The organism is Pseudomonas entomophila (assembly GCF_029193575.1).
Lineage (GTDB): Bacteria > Pseudomonadota > Gammaproteobacteria > Pseudomonadales > Pseudomonadaceae > Aquipseudomonas > Aquipseudomonas entomophila_G.
This window is the reverse complement of the sequence record NZ_JARGCS010000007.1, coordinates 60,580-76,457: the sequence shown is the minus strand read 5'-3', so window position 1 is coordinate 76,457 and position 15,878 is coordinate 60,580. Positions and strand designations below refer to the sequence as shown.

The 15,878-nt window shown below is 67.4% G+C and carries 16 protein-coding genes; 6 read left to right on the top strand and 10 right to left on the bottom strand.

Annotated features, from left to right (window positions below):
* Positions 1 to 18 precede the first annotated feature (18 nt).
* Positions 19 to 765 (bottom strand): NRDE family protein, encoded by a 747-nt coding sequence (locus P0Y43_RS01400; RefSeq protein ID WP_275635506.1) that lies wholly within the window; start codon positions 763 to 765, stop codon positions 19 to 21.
* Positions 766 to 896: 131 nt separating this feature from the next.
* On the opposite strand from P0Y43_RS01400, the gene P0Y43_RS01395 reads away from it, so the two are divergent.
* The 3 genes from P0Y43_RS01395 to P0Y43_RS01385 are packed head-to-tail and all read left to right on the top strand — an operon-like array spanning position 897 to position 3,519.
* A complete protein-coding gene (locus tag P0Y43_RS01395; protein ID WP_275635505.1) occupies positions 897 to 1,679 on the top strand; it encodes a sulfite exporter TauE/SafE family protein in 783 nt (260 codons plus the stop codon).
* A gap of 10 nt (positions 1,680 to 1,689) precedes the next feature.
* Positions 1,690 to 2,499 carry a prolipoprotein diacylglyceryl transferase gene (gene lgt / locus P0Y43_RS01390; protein ID WP_275635504.1) on the top strand — a complete coding sequence of 270 codons (810 nt, stop codon included), beginning with the start codon at positions 1,690 to 1,692 and terminating at the stop codon, positions 2,497 to 2,499.
* Positions 2,500 to 2,547: 48 nt separating this feature from the next.
* Positions 2,548 to 3,519 (top strand): thymidylate synthase, encoded by a 972-nt coding sequence (locus P0Y43_RS01385; RefSeq protein ID WP_275635503.1) that lies wholly within the window; start codon positions 2,548 to 2,550, stop codon positions 3,517 to 3,519.
* A 41-nt stretch (positions 3,520 to 3,560) separates the two neighbouring features.
* Here the strand turns inward: P0Y43_RS01385 and cadR are convergent, their stop codons facing one another.
* Complete coding sequence (gene cadR, locus P0Y43_RS01380) at positions 3,561 to 4,004, bottom strand: cadmium resistance transcriptional regulator CadR (RefSeq protein ID WP_275635502.1); 444 nt, start codon at positions 4,002 to 4,004, stop codon at positions 3,561 to 3,563.
* A gap of 120 nt (positions 4,005 to 4,124) precedes the next feature.
* On the opposite strand from cadR, the gene P0Y43_RS01375 reads away from it, so the two are divergent.
* The gene (locus tag P0Y43_RS01375; RefSeq protein ID WP_275635501.1) at positions 4,125 to 6,380 is read left to right on the top strand and encodes a heavy metal translocating P-type ATPase; all 2,256 of its coding nucleotides are present in this window, start codon (positions 4,125 to 4,127) and stop codon (positions 6,378 to 6,380) included.
* A gap of 130 nt (positions 6,381 to 6,510) precedes the next feature.
* Here P0Y43_RS01375 and yrfG read toward each other — a convergent pair whose 3' ends face one another.
* Entirely contained in the window at positions 6,511 to 7,173 is a 663-nt protein-coding gene (gene yrfG / locus P0Y43_RS01370) for a GMP/IMP nucleotidase (RefSeq protein WP_275635500.1), read from the bottom strand.
* 64 nt (positions 7,174 to 7,237) lie between these two features.
* Between yrfG and nudE the strand changes: the two genes are divergently transcribed.
* Positions 7,238 to 7,804 (top strand): ADP compounds hydrolase NudE, encoded by a 567-nt coding sequence (gene nudE / locus P0Y43_RS01365; protein ID WP_275635499.1) that lies wholly within the window; start codon positions 7,238 to 7,240, stop codon positions 7,802 to 7,804.
* Positions 7,801 to 8,628: a 3'(2'),5'-bisphosphate nucleotidase CysQ gene (gene cysQ / locus P0Y43_RS01360; RefSeq protein WP_275635498.1), complete on the top strand. Its 828-nt coding sequence runs from the start codon at positions 7,801 to 7,803 to the stop codon at positions 8,626 to 8,628. The genes nudE and cysQ overlap by 4 nt, the downstream gene beginning before the upstream one ends.
* A 54-nt stretch (positions 8,629 to 8,682) precedes the next feature.
* Here the strand turns inward: cysQ and P0Y43_RS01355 are convergent, their stop codons facing one another.
* From P0Y43_RS01355 to rfbB, 7 genes are read right to left on the bottom strand one after another with little or no spacing between them, the layout of a single operon-like run.
* Positions 8,683 to 9,141, bottom strand: coding sequence for a YiiD C-terminal domain-containing protein (locus P0Y43_RS01355; RefSeq protein WP_275635497.1), 459 nt, complete (start codon positions 9,139 to 9,141; stop codon positions 8,683 to 8,685).
* Complete coding sequence (locus P0Y43_RS01350) at positions 9,138 to 10,535, bottom strand: sigma-54-dependent transcriptional regulator (protein ID WP_275635496.1); 1,398 nt, start codon at positions 10,533 to 10,535, stop codon at positions 9,138 to 9,140. The genes P0Y43_RS01355 and P0Y43_RS01350 overlap by 4 nt, the downstream gene beginning before the upstream one ends.
* Complete coding sequence (locus P0Y43_RS01345; RefSeq protein WP_275635554.1) at positions 10,532 to 12,346, bottom strand: sensor histidine kinase; 1,815 nt, start codon at positions 12,344 to 12,346, stop codon at positions 10,532 to 10,534. The genes P0Y43_RS01350 and P0Y43_RS01345 overlap by 4 nt, the downstream gene beginning before the upstream one ends.
* Positions 12,347 to 12,383: 37 nt before the next feature.
* Positions 12,384 to 13,244 carry a dTDP-4-dehydrorhamnose reductase gene (gene rfbD / locus P0Y43_RS01340; RefSeq protein ID WP_275635495.1) on the bottom strand — a complete coding sequence of 287 codons (861 nt, stop codon included), beginning with the start codon at positions 13,242 to 13,244 and terminating at the stop codon, positions 12,384 to 12,386.
* On the bottom strand, positions 13,241 to 13,786 hold the full coding sequence (gene rfbC, locus P0Y43_RS01335; RefSeq protein WP_275635494.1) for a dTDP-4-dehydrorhamnose 3,5-epimerase: 546 nt from the start codon (positions 13,784 to 13,786) through the stop codon (positions 13,241 to 13,243). Before rfbC ends, rfbD begins: the two co-directional genes overlap by 4 nt.
* The gene (gene rfbA, locus P0Y43_RS01330; RefSeq protein WP_275635493.1) at positions 13,783 to 14,658 is read right to left on the bottom strand and encodes a glucose-1-phosphate thymidylyltransferase RfbA; all 876 of its coding nucleotides are present in this window, start codon (positions 14,656 to 14,658) and stop codon (positions 13,783 to 13,785) included. The genes rfbC and rfbA overlap by 4 nt, the downstream gene beginning before the upstream one ends.
* Positions 14,655 to 15,737 (bottom strand): dTDP-glucose 4,6-dehydratase, encoded by a 1,083-nt coding sequence (gene rfbB / locus P0Y43_RS01325; RefSeq protein ID WP_275635492.1) that lies wholly within the window; start codon positions 15,735 to 15,737, stop codon positions 14,655 to 14,657. The genes rfbA and rfbB overlap by 4 nt, the downstream gene beginning before the upstream one ends.
* Positions 15,738 to 15,878 lie beyond the last annotated feature (141 nt).

The window sequence follows — 15,878 nt, the reverse complement described above, 5'->3', positions numbered from 1 at the left end:
AGCGGGCTTGCAAGGGTGTCAGAGTCGTAGTTCGACTTCGCCGAGGTGACCGCCAAACGGCCCGAAACTGCGCTCGATCATGCGCCTCTGGCCGCGATCGTCGACGATCAACACGGTACTCGCCCGCGTCCCATAGCTCTGGCTGGCAATGAACACGCTCGACAGCAAGCGCTCGGTGGCCAGCCCCACGCCCGTGTCCGGCAACTCCCCATCCGCCGCCGTCGCGCCATCGGCGAGCAGTGCCAGCAAACGCTGCGGGTCGGCTAACGGCAGTTCCGCCTCCAGTGCCCGCCGCGCCTTGACCAGCTTTGGCCACGGCGTGTCCAGCCCGGCGTTCGATACCCCGTACACCCCAGGCGCCAACAGCCGCGGCGCCGGCTCGTGGGCATGCAGGTAGCCGAGCTGGCGCCCATCCCCCACCAGCAGGTTGAACCCCGAATACTGCGCACTGTGGCTGGCGACCTGGTCCAGGTAGGCCTCCACCCCGAGATCGCCACGCAGGTACGCGGCCACCAGCTCGCCGCGCGAGCGTGGGCCCTGTGGCTGCTGCGGGTCGCGGATATTGGTCAGCGCGGCGAAACGCCCGCCGGGGCCGACCCCAAGCCAACTGCCGCCGGCTTCCAGGTCACGCCCGGCGTGCACCCCGGGGGCATCGTCCCAGGCCGCCAAGGCCTGGGTGGGCCGGGCATAGAATTCGTCGCGGTTGGCCGCGACCACCAGCGGCAGGGCGTGCCCAGGCCGCCAGGCGAATACGATCAGGCACATAGGTTGGCCTCTGTGTTTTCCGCCACTCTACCCACTGCGCCTGTGGCTAGCCATCACCTGACACAGAGTTCACTAGAGCGCCGGGGCTGGCATCCGTTACCATGCCGGATTGATTTCCACTGGGGCGGCGAATGGAATTCGTTCTCTATCTGCTGTTGGGCGCGTGCGCCGGCGTGCTCGCTGGCCTGTTCGGCGTGGGCGGCGGCATCATCATCGTGCCGGTGCTGGTGTTCAGCTTCACCCTGCAAGGCTTCGACCCTTCGGTATTGACCCACCTGGCGGTCGGCACCTCCCTGGCGACCATCGTCTTCACCTCGGTCAACGCCGTGCTCGAGCACCAGCGCAAGGGCGCGGTGCGCTGGCCGATCTTCCTGTGGATGACCGTCGGCATCCTCATCGGTGCCGGCATCGGCGCCAAGACCGCCTCGTTGATCCAAGGCCCGATGCTGCAGAAGATCATCGGCACCTTCGCCTTGCTGGTCTCGCTGCAGATGGCCCTGGACCTCAAACCCAAGGCCAGCCGCGGCATCCCCGGCCAGCCGGGGCTGATCGGCGCCGGTGGCTTCATTGGCTGGGCCTCGGCGATCTTCGGCATCGGTGGCGGCTCGCTGACCGTGCCGTTCCTGACCTGGCGCAGCTTGCCCATGCAGCAGGCGGTGGCCACCTCTTCGGCCTGCGGCCTGCCCATCGCCGCGGCCAGTGCCCTGAGTTTCATCGTCCTGGGTTGGCACGAGGCGCATCTGCCCGAGCACAGCCTGGGCTACGTGTACCTGCCGGCGCTGGTCGGCATTGCCCTGACCAGCATGTTCTTCGCCCGCTTCGGCGCGCGGCTGGCGCACACGCTGTCGCCGCGCCTGCTCAAGCGCCTGTTCGCCGCGCTGCTGTTCTGCGTCGGCCTTAGTTTTTTGATCTAGAGGACCCACCATGCTGCCTTACCCGCAGATCGACCCCGTGGCCCTGGCCATCGGGCCGCTGAAAATCCACTGGTACGGCCTGATGTACCTGATTGGCATCGGCGGCGCCTGGCTGCTCGCCTCGCGCCGGTTGCACCGCTTCGACCCCACCTGGACGCGCGAGAAACTCTCCGACCTGGTGTTCTGGCTGTCGATGGGGGTGATCGTCGGTGGGCGCCTGGGCTACGTGCTGTTCTACGACCTGCACCAGTACCTGAGCAACCCGACGCTGATCTTCGAGGTGTGGAAGGGCGGCATGTCGTTCCACGGCGGCTTCATCGGCGTGATGCTGGCGGCGGTATGGTTCGGCAAGCGCAACAACAAGTCGTTCTTCGAGCTGATGGACTTCGTCGCGCCGATGGTGCCGATCGGCCTGGGCGCCGGGCGTATCGGCAACTTCATCAACGCCGAGCTGTGGGGCAAGGCCACCGACGTGCCGTGGGCCATGGTGTTCCCACCGTTCAGCGACCCGGCCCAGCTGCCGCGCCACCCGTCGCAGCTGTACCAGTTCGCCCTGGAAGGCGTGGCGCTGTTCGTCATCCTCTGGCTGTATTCGCGCAAGCCGCGGCCGACCATGGCGGTGTCGGGCATGTTCGCGCTGTTCTACGGCATCTTCCGCTTCATCGTCGAGTTCGTCCGCGTGCCGGACGCCCAGCTCGGCTACCTGGCCTGGGGTTGGCTGACCATGGGTCAGATTCTCTGCGTGCCGATGATCGTCGGTGGGCTCGCCTTGATCTGGTGGGCTTATAATCGCAAGCCCACGGCGACACCCGCCCACTGAATCCCACGGCAGGGGTGATCCCCCTGCCGTTCTCGTTACAGGTAAGCCATGAAACAGTACCTAGACCTGGTCCGTGAGGTCATCGACAACGGCACGCTGCAGCAGAATCGCACCGGCGTGCGCACCATCAGCCTGCCGGGCGCCATGCTGCGCTTCGACCTGCAGAAGGGCTTCCCCGCGGTGACCACGCGCAAGCTGGCGTTCAAGTCGGCGATCGGCGAGATGGTCGGCTTCCTGCGTGGCGTGAAGAACGCCGGCGAGTTCCGCGAGCTGGGCTGCAAGGTCTGGGACCAGAACGCCAACGAGAACGCCCAGTGGCTGGCCAACCCGTTCCGCCAGGGCCACGACGACCTTGGTGAGATCTACGGCGTGCAGTGGCGCCAATGGCCGGGCTACAAGCGCGTCGCGCTGAGCAACCCGGCGGCCATCGCGATGGCCGAGCAGGCCGGTTTCCGCCAGATCGCCCGCGACGAGGAAGATGGCCAGGCGTTCGTCATCCTGTACAAGGCCATCGACCAGGTGCGCCAGTGCCTGGACACCATCGCCCACGACCCGGGCAGCCGGCGCATCCTGTTCCACGGCTGGAACTGCGCCCAGCTCGATGAAATGGCCCTGCCGCCGTGCCACCTGCTGTACCAGTTCCACCCGAATGTCGAGACCAGGGAAATCTCCCTGACCCTCTACATCCGCTCCAACGACCTGGGCTTGGGCACGCCGTTCAACCTCACCGAGGGCGCGGCGCTGCTGTCGTTGTTCGGCCGCCTGACCGGCTACACCCCGCGCTGGTTCACCTACTTCATCGGCGATGCGCACGTGTACGAGAACCACCTCGACATGCTGGGCGAGCAGATGAAGCGCGAGCCGCTGGCGGCACCGAAGCTGGTGATCAGTGACCGGGTGCCGGCGTTCGCCGAGACGGGCAAGTACGAGCCAGAGTGGCTGGAGAAGATCGAGCCGAGCGATTTCTGGCTGGAAGGCTACGAGCACCATGCGCCGCTGACGGCGCCGATGGCGGTCTGAGCCAGGATCGCGTCTCCTTTCGCGGGCACCTTCGCTAACGATCAGTGCCCGTGGCTGCGCCCCACATGGGAATGCTCGGTGTCCGGCACCGATACCGCCCCATTGACCTCCAACTGTTGCAGGATCGCGCACTCCGCCCCCTGCGCGCTGCACTGTCGGCGCAGGTCCACCAACTGCGCCTGCAACGCCACCAGCCCATCGATCCGCGCCTGCACATGGGCGATATGTTCATCGATCAACGCATTGACGCTACCGCATTGCCCCTCCGGGCTGTCGCGCAGGCTTAGCAGGCTGCGGATTTCGTCCAGGGTCATGTCCAGCGTGCGGCAGTTGCGGATGAACGTCAGGCGCTCGACGTGTGCCTGGGTGTACAGCCGGTAGTTGCCATCGCTGCGGGCCGGTTCCGGCAGCAGCTGTTCGCGTTCGTAGTAGCGGATGGTTTCCACGGCGCAATCGGTGGCCTTGGCCAGTTCTCCGATCTTCATGACGAAATCTCCGAAAGGATGCTTGACCCTATAGTGGCTACAGGGTGTTCACTTGGCAACATCCACCTGACCCGCCCCCTGTGCGGGGCGACAGGCGTGCTCTTGATTAAGGATGAGCCCATGAACCAGCCCGTCAGCCATGACCACGAACACAAGCATGACCACGACCACAGCGGCAAAAGCCCTTGCCACGACACCCATGCCCACAGCTGCTGCGGCTCCAGCGCCGTTGCGCCGGCCTTCGTGCAGCTGACCGAGAAGGCCAGTGCCGGCGCGCGGCTGAGCCGCTTCCGCATCCAGGCCATGGACTGCCCGACCGAGCAGAACCTGATCCAGGACAAGCTGGGCAAGCTCGCCGGCATCGAGCAGTTGGAGTTCAACCTGATCAACCGCGTGCTCGGCGTGCGTCACACCCACGATGGCACCACGCAGATCGAACGGGCCATCGACAGCCTCGGCATGAAGGCCGAGCCCTTGGCCGACGAGGACGACGGCACGGCCAGCGCGCCCGCCGCCAGCCCCACCCGCTGGTGGCCACTGGCGTTGTCCGGCGTGGCGGCCATCGCCGCCGAGGTCGTGCACTTCGCCACCCTGGCGCCGGAGTGGCTGGTGGCGCTGCTGGCGCTGGCGGCCATCCTGGGTTGTGGCCTGGGCACCTACAAGAAGGGCTGGATCGCCCTGAAGAACCGCAACCTCAACATCAACGCACTGATGAGCATCGCCGTGACCGGCGCCGTATTGATCGGCCAGTGGCCGGAAGCGGCGATGGTCATGGTGCTGTTCACGATCGCCGAGTTGATCGAGGCCCGCTCCCTGGACCGCGCGCGCAATGCCATCAGCGGCCTGATGCAACTGACCCCGGACATGGCCACGGTGCAGCAGGCCGACGGCCAATGGCGCGAGGTGGAAGTGCGCGAGGTGGCCATCGGCGCCCTGGCGCGGGTACGGCCCGGTGAGCGCATCGGCCTGGACGGCGAAGTGGTCAATGGGCAATCCAGCGTCGATCAGGCGCCGATCACCGGCGAAAGCCTGCCCGTCGAAAAGGCCCCGGGCGACAAGCTGTTCGCCGGCACCATCAACCAGGCCGGCGCCCTGGAGTACCGGGTGAGCGCCGCCGCCGGCCAGTCGACCCTGGCGCGGATCATCAAGGCCGTGGAGGAAGCCCAGGGCGCACGGGCGCCGACCCAGCGCTTCGTCGATCAGTTCTCGCGCATCTACACCCCCGCGGTGTTCGCCGTGGCCCTGCTGGTGGCGGTGATTCCGCCGCTGTTCATGGCCGGCGCCTGGTTCGACTGGGTCTACCGCGCCTTGGTGCTGCTGGTGGTGGCCTGCCCGTGCGCACTGGTGATCTCCACCCCGGTGACCATCGTCAGCGGCCTGGCTGCGGCGGCGCGCAAGGGCATTCTGATCAAGGGCGGGGTGTACCTCGAAGGCGGTCGCAAGCTGGACTTCCTGGCCCTGGACAAGACCGGCACCATCACCCACGGCAAGCCTGTGCAAACCGACTTCAAGGTGCTCGACCCGCTGTTCGAAGGCCGCGCCCAAGCCTTGGCCGCCAGCCTTGGCGAGCGCTCCGACCACCCGGTGTCGCGCGCCATCGCCCAGCAGGCTGGCGAGCAAGGCGTCGCCCTGGCCGAGGTCAAGGAATTCGTGGCGTTGGCCGGTCGTGGCGTGCGTGGCGAGATCGACGGTGAGGCCTACCATTTGGGCAACCACCGCCTGGTCGAGGAATTGGGCCTTTGCTCGCCGCAATTGGAAGCCGAACTGGACCAGTTGGAGCGCCAGGGCAAGACCGTGGTGTTGTTGCTCGACCGCTCAGGCCCGCTGGCATTGTTCGCCGTGGCCGACACGGTCAAGGACAGCAGCCGCCAAGCCATCGCCGAGCTTCACGAACTGGGCATCAAGACCGTGATGCTCACCGGCGACAACCCGCATACCGCCCAGGCCATCGCCGCCCAGGTGGGCATCGACCGCGCCGAGGGCAACCTGCTGCCAGCCGACAAGCTCAAGAGCATCGAGGCCCTGTATGCCCAGGGTCACCGAGTGGGCATGGTCGGCGACGGCATCAACGACGCGCCGGCCCTGGCCCGCGCCGAGATTGGCTTCGCCATGGCCGCCGCCGGCACCGACACCGCCATCGAGACAGCCGACGTGGCGTTGATGGACGACGATTTGCGCAAGATCCCGGCGTTCGTCAGGCTGTCGCGCCAAAGCGCCGCAGTCCTGATCCAGAACATCGTCCTGGCGTTGGGGGTCAAGGCGATATTCCTGGCGATCACCTTCGCCGGCATGGCCACCCTGTGGATGGCGGTGTTCGCCGACATGGGCGTGAGCCTGCTGGTGGTGTTCAATGGCTTGCGCCTGTTGCGCAAATAGCCATGGCGAGCTTCAAGCTTCGAGCTAATCGAGGGAGACAGTAGGGCCCGTGATTACACGTAACCCCGCTGTTCTCTTGCAGCTCGCAGCTTGAGGCTCGTGCCTGCCGCGACCGGCAGGCGGCGAAAACCTACAACCCCACCAGCAACGCCCGATAATCCTCGACTGCCGCGAACTCCTGGGTATCGCGCAGCCCGGCCCGGCTATCCGGCTGACGCACCGCCAGCAAATGCCCTACGCCAAACCTGCGCGCACTGCGCAAGATCGCCAGCGTATCGTCGATGAACAGGCTCCGGCTCGGCTCGAAGCCGATATCCGCCTGCAACGCCTCCCAGAACTGCGCGCTTTCCTTTGGGTAGCCATAGTCGTGCGAGCTGATCAGCCGCTCGAAATAGCGCGCCAGCTCCACCCGCTCCAGCTTCAGCGACAGCGAATCGCGGTGGGCGTTGGTGATCATCACCACACGTTTGCCGGCACGGCGGAGCGCGGCGAGGAAGGTGTCGGCGTCGGGCTTGAGGGCGATCAGCTCGGCGATCTCGCGCTTGAGCTCGCGGATCGGCAGGCGCAGCTCGCGGCTCCAGAAGTCCAGGCAGTACCAGTTGAGGGTGCCGGCGTGCTGCTCGAACAGCGGCCGTAGTTCCAGTTCGGCCATGGCCCGGCTCACACCATGCAGCTCGGCGTAGCGCTGGGGCAGGTGCTCCAGCCAGAAGCGGTTGTCGTAGTGCAGGTCGAGCAGGGTGCCGTCCATGTCCAGCAGGACGGTATCGATGGCGGACCAGGGAAGCGCAGGCATTGGAAATTCTCGATCGGCGGCAAGCCACGGTATAGTAACCCGTTCACGCCCAGGAGCCGCCCCCATGCGCCAGAAACCCACCGTCCTCAGCCGCGAGATTGTCGCCAGCAGCCGCTTGTTCCGGGTCGAGGCCGTGCAGTTGCGCTTCGCCAACGGCAACGAGCGCACCTACGAGCGCCTGGTCGGGCGCGGCAACGGCTACGGCGCGGTGATGATCGTGGCGATGCTCGACGCCGAGCACGCGGTGCTGGTCGAGGAATACTGCGGCGGCACCGACGAGTACGAGCTGTCGCTGCCCAAGGGGCTGATCGAGCCGGGCGAGGACGTGCTGGCGGCGGCGGACCGCGAGCTCAAGGAAGAGGCCGGCTTCGGCGCGCGCCAGTTGGAGCACCTGACCGAGTTGTCGCTGTCGCCGGGCTACATGAGCCAGAAGATCCAGGTGGTGCTGGCCTCGGACCTCTATGAAGAGCGCCTGGAGGGCGACGAGCCCGAGCCCATGCGTGTCGACAAGGTCAACCTGCGCGAGCTGTCGGCCCTGGCCATGCACCCGCAGTTCAGCGAGGGCCGGGCGCTGGCGGCGCTGTACCTGGCGCGCGACCTGCTGATCCAGCGCGGGCTGCTGAGCGTATGAGCGACCTGGGGCTGATGCACGAGGTGGTGAAGCTGGCGCGCCTGGCGGGCGAGGCCACGCTGCCGTTCTGGCGCGCCGACGTGGTGGTGACCAACAAGGCCGACGACTCGCCAGTGACCGCCGCCGACCTCGCCGCTCACCGCATCATCGCCGATGGCTTGCAGGCGCTGGCGCCGCAGATTCCGGTGCTGTCGGAGGAAGACTGCGATATCGCCCTGGCCGAGCGTGAAACCTGGACGCGCTGGTGGCTGGTCGACCCGCTGGACGGCACCAAGGAGTTCATCGCCGGCAGCGAGGAGTTCACCGTCAACATCGCGCTGATCGAAGCGGGCGAGGTGGTGTTCGGCGTGGTGGCGATGCCGACCAATGGCCGCTGCTACTTCGGCGGCCGCGCCCTGGGCGCGTGGCGTGCCGAGGCGGGTGGGCAGGCCGAGCCGATTCGCGTGCGTAACGCGCCGCCAGCGCAAGGGCGCTTTACCGTGGTTGCCAGCCGTCGACACACCAGCCCGGAGCAGGAAGCCTTGCTGGCGGGGCTGGGGGCGACGGTGGGGGAGCTGGAGCTGGCGAATATCGGCAGCTCGCTGAAGTTCTGCCTGTTGGCCGAGGGGGCCGCTGATTGCTACCCGCGGCTGGCGCCGACCTCGCAGTGGGATACCGCGGCGGCCCAGGGCGTGCTCGAAGGGGCAGGGGGCGAGGTGATCGAGGTGGATGGCCAGCCGTTCCGTTATCCGGCGCGGGCGTCGTTGCTCAATCCGTTTTTCCTGGCCCTGCCGGCGGCGGCTGTTTGGCGGCAGGCGTTCCTGGCGCAAACCATCGGTCAGTGACGGCAGGGCCGCCCCTATCGCGGGGCAAGCCCGCGCCTACAGGGGGCGGCGGCGTCAGCGGTGCAGCACGTACTGCCCGGTGAACTGCACAGCGGCTGCCTCGCTCCCGGCATTGCTCACCACCGTCTCCAGCGCCAACCGCGCCCGCCCGCGGCGCTGGTACATCGTCACGAAGCGCGCCCACGCCTTCTCGTCTGGCGCCGCGCAGCGGGCCACCGCCGTGCCGGTGACCGGCAGCGGATAACTGATCTGCCCTTCCTGAATGACGATATGCCCGTCATCGATACCCAGCTCGCGCAGGCGCAAATGCAGCCAGCCCCAGCCCACCAGCACCGCCGCGCAATACAGGCTGCCGCCGAACATGGTGCTCTTGTGGTTGACGTTGGCCGCCAGCGGCAGTTGCAGGCGCAGGCATTGACGGTGCCAGTCGATCACCTCCAGGCCCATCTCGCGGGTCAGGGGAATGTCGCTGTGCAGCACCCCTTGCAAGTAGTGGCTGGCATCATCGCTCATGGCCGTTGCTCCTCATGTTCGTCGTGGCCGCCGGCGAAGCTCAGGCCATGCTTGCGCAGCTTGTCGTGCAGCGTCTTGCGCGGAATGCCCAGTGCCTCGGCGAGGCTGCGCATGGAACTGTGCGGCTGGGCCAGCTCGGCGGCGATCAGCGAGCGCTCGAAGTGCTCGACCTGTTCGCTGAGGTTGCCGCCGTGCGCGGGTTCGGCGCTGTCAGGGTTGGCTGGCACCTGGCCATCGAGGGCCAGCTCCAGGCCCAGGGCGAAGCGTTCGGCGGCATTCTGCAGTTCACGCACGTTGCCCGGCCAGTCGTGACGCAGCAGCAGCGCCCGCTGCGCCGGTTGCAGGGCGTGCGGCGACAGGCCATGGCGCTGGCTGGCGGCATCGGCGAAGTGCTGGAACAGCACCAGAATATCGTCGCCGCGCTCGCGCAGCGCCGGGATGCGCAGCGGGGCGACGTTCAGGCGGTAGTAGAGGTCGGCACGGAAACGCCCTTGGTCGGCCGCCTGGCGCAGGTCTTCCTTGGTCGCGGCGATCACCCGGATGTCCAGGGGGATCAGCTGGTTGCCGCCCAGGCGCTCGACCACCCGCTCCTGCAACAGGCGCAGCAGCTTCACCTGAACGTCCAGGCTCATGCTCTCGATCTCATCGAGGAACAGCGTGCCGCCGTTGGCGAACTCGAACTTGCCGATGCGGCGTTTCTGCGCGCCGGTGAAGGCGCCGGGCTCATGGCCGAACAGCTCGCTCTCGACCACCGATTCGGCCAGGGCGCCGGCGTTGATCGCCACGAACGGCCCTTCACGGCGGCTGGAAAGGTCGTGCAGCGCGCGTGCCACCACTTCCTTGCCGGCGCCGGTCTCGCCGAGGATCAGCACATCGGCGCGGGTGCCGGCCAGGGCGCCGATCTGTTCGCGCAGGCGCTGCATCGACGGCGAGTGGCCGACCAGGCGGGTGGACAGCTCCTGGCGGTCGCTCAGGGCCAGGCGCAGGCTGCGGTTGTCCAGCACCAGGCGGCGCAGGGCCAGGGCGCGGCGCACGCTGTCGAGCAGGGCATCGCTGGCGAACGGTTTCTCCAGGAAGTCATAGGCGCCAGCGCGCATGGCCTGCACCGCCAGCGGCACGTCGCCGTGGCCGGTGATCAGCAGCACCGGCAGCTCGTTGTCGCGCCCGTGCAGTTGCTCCAGCAGTTGCAGGCCGTCGATCCCGGGCATGCGGATATCGCTGACCACCACCCCCGGCCAGTCCGGCTCGATGCGCTCGGCCAGGCCCTGGGCATCGGCCAGGGTGGTGACCTTCAGGCCCGCCAGGTCGAGGGTCTGGCTCAGGGCCTGGCGCAGGTGTGGGTCGTCGTCGACCAGGATCACCTGGGTGTGGCTGTCGATCAGTGTCTCGGTCATGCCGAGGGGTCCTCCGAAGGTTGCAGGTTGGCACCGGGCGTGGCCACGCGCAGCTGCAGGGTGAGCAGGGCGCCGCCTTCCGGGTGGTTGCCCAGCAGCAGCTCGCCGCCCAGCGCACGCATCAGGCTTTCGCAGATCGCCAGGCCCAGCCCCAGGCCCTGGGTCCGGGTCTTGGTGGTGAAGAACGGCTCCTTGGCGTGCGCCAGCGCTTGCCGGGTGAAGCCTGGGCCGTTGTCACGGATGTACAGGTAGACGCAGTCCTCGCGCTTTTCGGCACTCAGCCACAGCTTGCGCGGGTTGGCCTTTTCGGTGAGGGCGTCGAGGGCGTTGGCCAGCAGGTTGCCCAGCACCTGGCGCAGGCGCGTTTCACCGGCCTGCACCCACAGGGTGGCGTCGGGAATGTCGCGCACCAGTTCCACCGCCATGGCCCGGCGACGCTTGGCCAGCAGTGCCAGGGCATCGTCCAGCGCCGGTTGCAGGGCCACGCTTTCCGGGGCGTGGCGGTCGCGCCGGGCGAAGGCGCGCAGGTGGGCGATGATCGAGGCCATGCGCCCGGTCAGTTCGCCGATCAGCTTGAGGTTGCCACGGGCATCGTCGGTGCGTTGGTGGTCGAGGAGGATCTCGGCGTTCTCGGCGTAGCTGCGGATCGCCGCCAGCGGCTGGTTGAGCTCGTGGCTGATGCTCGCGGACATGGTGCCGAGCACCGACAGCTTGCCGGCCTGCACCAGTTCGTCCTGGGCGCGCACCAGCTCCTGCTGGGCCTGCTCGCGCTCCAGCACCTCGTTCTTCAGGCGGTTGTTCAGCCATTCGAGGTCGGAGGTGCGTTCGACCACGCGCTTTTCCAGGTCATGGCGGGCATGGGCCTCGAACTCGATGCGGTCGATGTAGTGGCGTCTGCGCTGCATCACCAGGCCCGCCAGCAGCATGGCCACCAGCAGCGCACCCGCGCCGATGGCCATCACCGTCTGCACCGAGCGGTCGACCAGGATGCGCGGGGCGAGGATGTTCACCTGCCAGCCGGTCTCAGGGATATCGCGGGTTTGCGTCAGCCAGGCTTCCGGTTCCAGGTTCAGCGGCTGTGGCGCCTGGGTCGGGTAGGGCTGGATGGCGATCATCGCCTTGCGCTCCTGCTCGGTCAGCGGACGCGTGGCGCGGAAGCGCCACTCGGCGCGCGAGGTCAGCACCACCACGCCGTTCTGGTCGGTCAGCAGCAACTGCTCCGGGGTGCGGCCCCAGAGGGTTTCGGTGTGGTCGAGGTCGACCTTGACCACCAGCACACCCACCACCCGGTCGCGGTCACGCACGGCGGCGGCGAAGAAGTAGCCGCGCTTGGCCGAGGTGGTGCCCTGGCCGAAGAAGCGCCCCAGGCGGCCCTCCATGGCTTCGATGAAGTACGGGCGGAAGGCGAAGTTGCGGCCCACGAAGCTGTCGCGCTTGTCCCAGTTGGAGGCGGCCAGGGTGTTGCCGCTGACGTCCATCAGGTACATCACCTCGGCCCCGGTCTGCTGGACGATCGTCTTGAGCAGGCGGTTGGCGTTGGTCACCGACTCCAGGCGGAAGGGGTCGGCCAGCACGCCGCGCAGGGCGGGCAAGTCGCCGAGTATCTGCGGCAGGGTCTCGTAGCGGTGCAGGGTGCCGAGCAGGTTGGCCACGTACAGGTCGAGGGTCTGGCGGTTCTGCGAGGCCAACTGGTCCTGGTAGTAGCGCTCGGCCAGGTGGTGCAGCGGCCACAGCAGCGGTGCCAGGCAGACGGCCAACAGGGCCAGGCTGCGCCAGCGGGGGCGTCGTGAAACGAGGGGAGTCGAGGTCATCACCGGTTGCGCCAGAAAAGTCTGGCGCAATTATGCGCTACTTCAGGCAGTCGATCAGCGCCTGGCGCCATTGCGGCAGGCTGAGGTGCCACTCGCTGGCCAGGCGTGTGCAGTCCAGGCGCGAGTTTAGCGGGCGGCGGGCCGGGGTCGGGTACTCGCTGGACGTGATCGGCAGCAGCTCGGCGCAGGGCAGGCCCTGGGCCTTCAGGTGGGCGCCGATGGCCTCGGCGAAACCGAACCACGAGGTCTCGCCTTGGGCCGTGAAATGGTAGGTGCCCCAGGCCCCGGCCTCGCCCGCGCACCAGCGCTCGACCAGGGCGCGGGTGCCGGCGGCGATGCTGCCGGCCCAGGTGGGCGCGCCGAACTGGTCGGCCACCACGCGCACCTGCGGGCGCTCCTGCAGCAGGCGCTGCAGGGTCAGCAGGAAGTTGCGGCCATGGCGCGAATAGACCCAGCTGGTACGCAGAATCAGGTGCTGGCCGCCAACCGCGGTGATCGCCTGCTCGCCGGCCAGCTTGCTGGCGCCGTAGACACCCAGTGGGCCGGTGGCGTCGTCTTCGGTGTAGGGCGTGGATTTGCTGCCATCGAACACGTAGTCGGTGGAGTAGTGGATCAGCGGCACGCCCCGCCGCGCGGCTTCCTCGGCCAGCACGCGCGGGCTTTCGGCGTTGATCGCGAAGGCCAGCGCCGGCTCGCTTTCGGCCTGGTCCACCGCCGTGTGCGCGGCGGCGTTGATGATCAGGTCGGGCGCCAGCTGGCGCAGCGGCGCGCGCAGCTGCTCGGGGTGCGCCAGGTCGAGCTGTTCGCGGCCTAGCGCATGCACCTCGCCCAGGCCGGCTAGGTGCGCTTGCAGGGCGTGCGCCACCTGGCCGTTGCGGCCACACACGAGGATCTTCATGGGAACAGCTCGGCATCGCGCAGGCACACGCCGGCCTGGTCCTTGGCCGACAGTTGCGGCGGTTCGCGCAGGCCCCAGTCGATGGCCAGGTCCGGGTCGTCCCAGCGGATGCAGCGCTCGGCGGCGGGGTTGTAGTAGTCGGTGGTCTTGTAGAGGAAATCGGCGCTCTCGCTGAGCACCAGGAAACCGTGGGCAAAGCCTGGCGGAATCCATAGCTGGCGGTGGTCGTCGGCGTTCAGGCGCACCACCACCGACTGGCCGAAGCTCGGCGAGCTGCGGCGGATGTCCACGGCCACGTCCAGCACCTCGCCCTGGGTGACGCGCACCAGCTTGCCCTGGGGGTTGTCGACCTGGTAGTGCAGGCCACGCAGCACGCCGCGCTGGGAGCGCGAGTGGTTGTCCTGGACGAAGCTTGCACCGAGGCCGGTCTGCGCCGCGAAGTCGCGGGCATTGAAGCTTTCGAGGAAGAAGCCGCGGCTGTCGCCGAACACCTTGGGTTCGACGATCAGCACGTCAGGGATCGTGGTGGGGATGATCTTCATGGCGTCTCTTCGGCCAGTTTGCCCAGGTATTGGCCATAGCCGGTCTTTTTCAACTCAGCGGCCTTGGCCAGCAGTTGGTCACGGCTGATCCAGCCTTTCTGGAAAGCGATTTCCTCCAGGCAGGCGACCTTCAGGCCCTGCCGGTGCTCGATGGTCTGCACGTATTGCGAGGCTTCCAGCAGGCTGTCGTGGGTGCCGGTGTCGAGCCAGGCGAAGCCACGGCCGAAGCGCTCCACGCGCAGGTCGCCGCGCTGCAGGTAGGCGTTGGTGACGTCGGTGATCTCCAGCTCGCCGCGCGGCGAGGGGCGAATGGTCTTGGCGATCTCGACCACGTCGTTGTCGTAGAAGTACAGGCCGGTGACGGCGTAGCTGGACTTCGGCTGCGCGGGCTTTTCCTCGATCGACAGGGCACGGCCATGGACGTCGAACTCGACCACGCCGAAGCGCTCCGGGTCCTTGACCCAGTAACCGAACACCGTGGCGCCCGAGGGGTGGGCGACTGCCCGCTGCAACTGCTCGCTGAAGCCCTGGCCGTGGAAGATGTTGTCGCCGAGGATCAGGCACACCGCGTCGTCGCCGATGAAGTCCTCACCGATCAGGAACGCCTGGGCCAGGCCATCGGGTGAAGGCTGCTCGGCATAGCTGACGTTGATGCCGAACGCGCTGCCGTCGCCGAACAGCTGGCGGTACTGCGGCAGGTCCTGGGGCGTGGAGATCAGCAGGATGTCACGGATGCCAGCAAGCATCAGCACCGAGATCGGGTAGTAGATCATCGGCTTGTCGTAGATCGGCAGCAACTGCTTGGAGACCCCGAGGGTGATGGGGTGCAGGCGGGTGCCGGAGCCCCCGGCGAGGACGATGCCCTTGGTCATGCGATCAGGTCCTTGAAGTCGGAGTGGCCCAGGCGCTCGCCCTGGTAGGTGCCATCTTGCACGTGACGGCACCACGGGAGGTTGTCCAGGTACCACTGCACGGTCTTGCGCAGTCCGGATTCGAAGGTTTCGGCGGGTACCCAGCCCAGTTCGCGTTCGATCTTGCCGGCGTCGATGGCGTAGCGCAGGTCGTGGCCAGGGCGGTCCTGGACGAAGGTGATCAGGTCGGCGTAATGGGCGACGCCGGCCGGGCGCTGGGGCGCCAGCTCTTCGAGCAGGGCGCAGAGGGTGCGTACAACATCGATGTTCTTCTGCTCGTTATGGCCGCCGATGTTGTAGGTTTCGCCGACCTTGCCCTCGGTCACCACCGTCAGCAGGGCGCGGGCGTGGTCTTCGACGAACAGCCAGTCGCGCACCTGCTGGCCATCGCCGTACACCGGCAGTGGCTTGCCGGCCAGGGCATTGAGGATCATCAACGGGATCAGCTTTTCCGGGAAGTGGAACGGGCCGTAGTTGTTAGAGCAGTTGGTCAGCAGTACCGGCAAGCCATAGGTGCGGTGCCACGCACGCACCAGGTGGTCGGAGGCTGCCTTGCTCGCGGAGTAGGGCGAACTCGGGGCGTAGGGCGTGGTTTCGGTGAACAGCGCGTCGGCGCCGTGCAGGTCGCCGTACACCTCGTCGGTAGAGATGTGGTGGAAGCGAAACGCGGCGCGCTCGGTGGCGGGCAGTTCCAGCCAGTAGGCGCGGGTGGCTTCCAGCAGCGTGTAAGTGCCAACCACATTGGTCTCGATGAACGCGGCGGGGCCATCGATGGAGCGGTCCACATGGGACTCTGCCGCCAGGTGCATGATCGCCTGCGGGGCGAAGCGTTGCAGCACGGCATCCAGCGCAGCGCGGTCACAGATGTCGGCCTGGACGAATTCATAGCGGGCGTCGCTGGCGATGCCTTGCAGCGATTCCAGGTTGCCGGCGTAGGTCAGTTTGTCGAGGTTCAGGACCTCGTGCTCGGTGCTGCCGATCAGGTGGCGGATCAGCGCCGAGCCGATGAAGCCGGCGCCGCCAGTGACAAGAATGCGCATGTTGGAATGGCCTTGCAGCTAGTCAGTGAATTATTCAGGGCTCGGACAGGTACCGCTCGACAGGTCATCCTTGCACCTGCGGCACATGATACATGTTGTGTCTTACCACTGGTGGCTGCTGTGATCGAGTGCCCGCTGCAC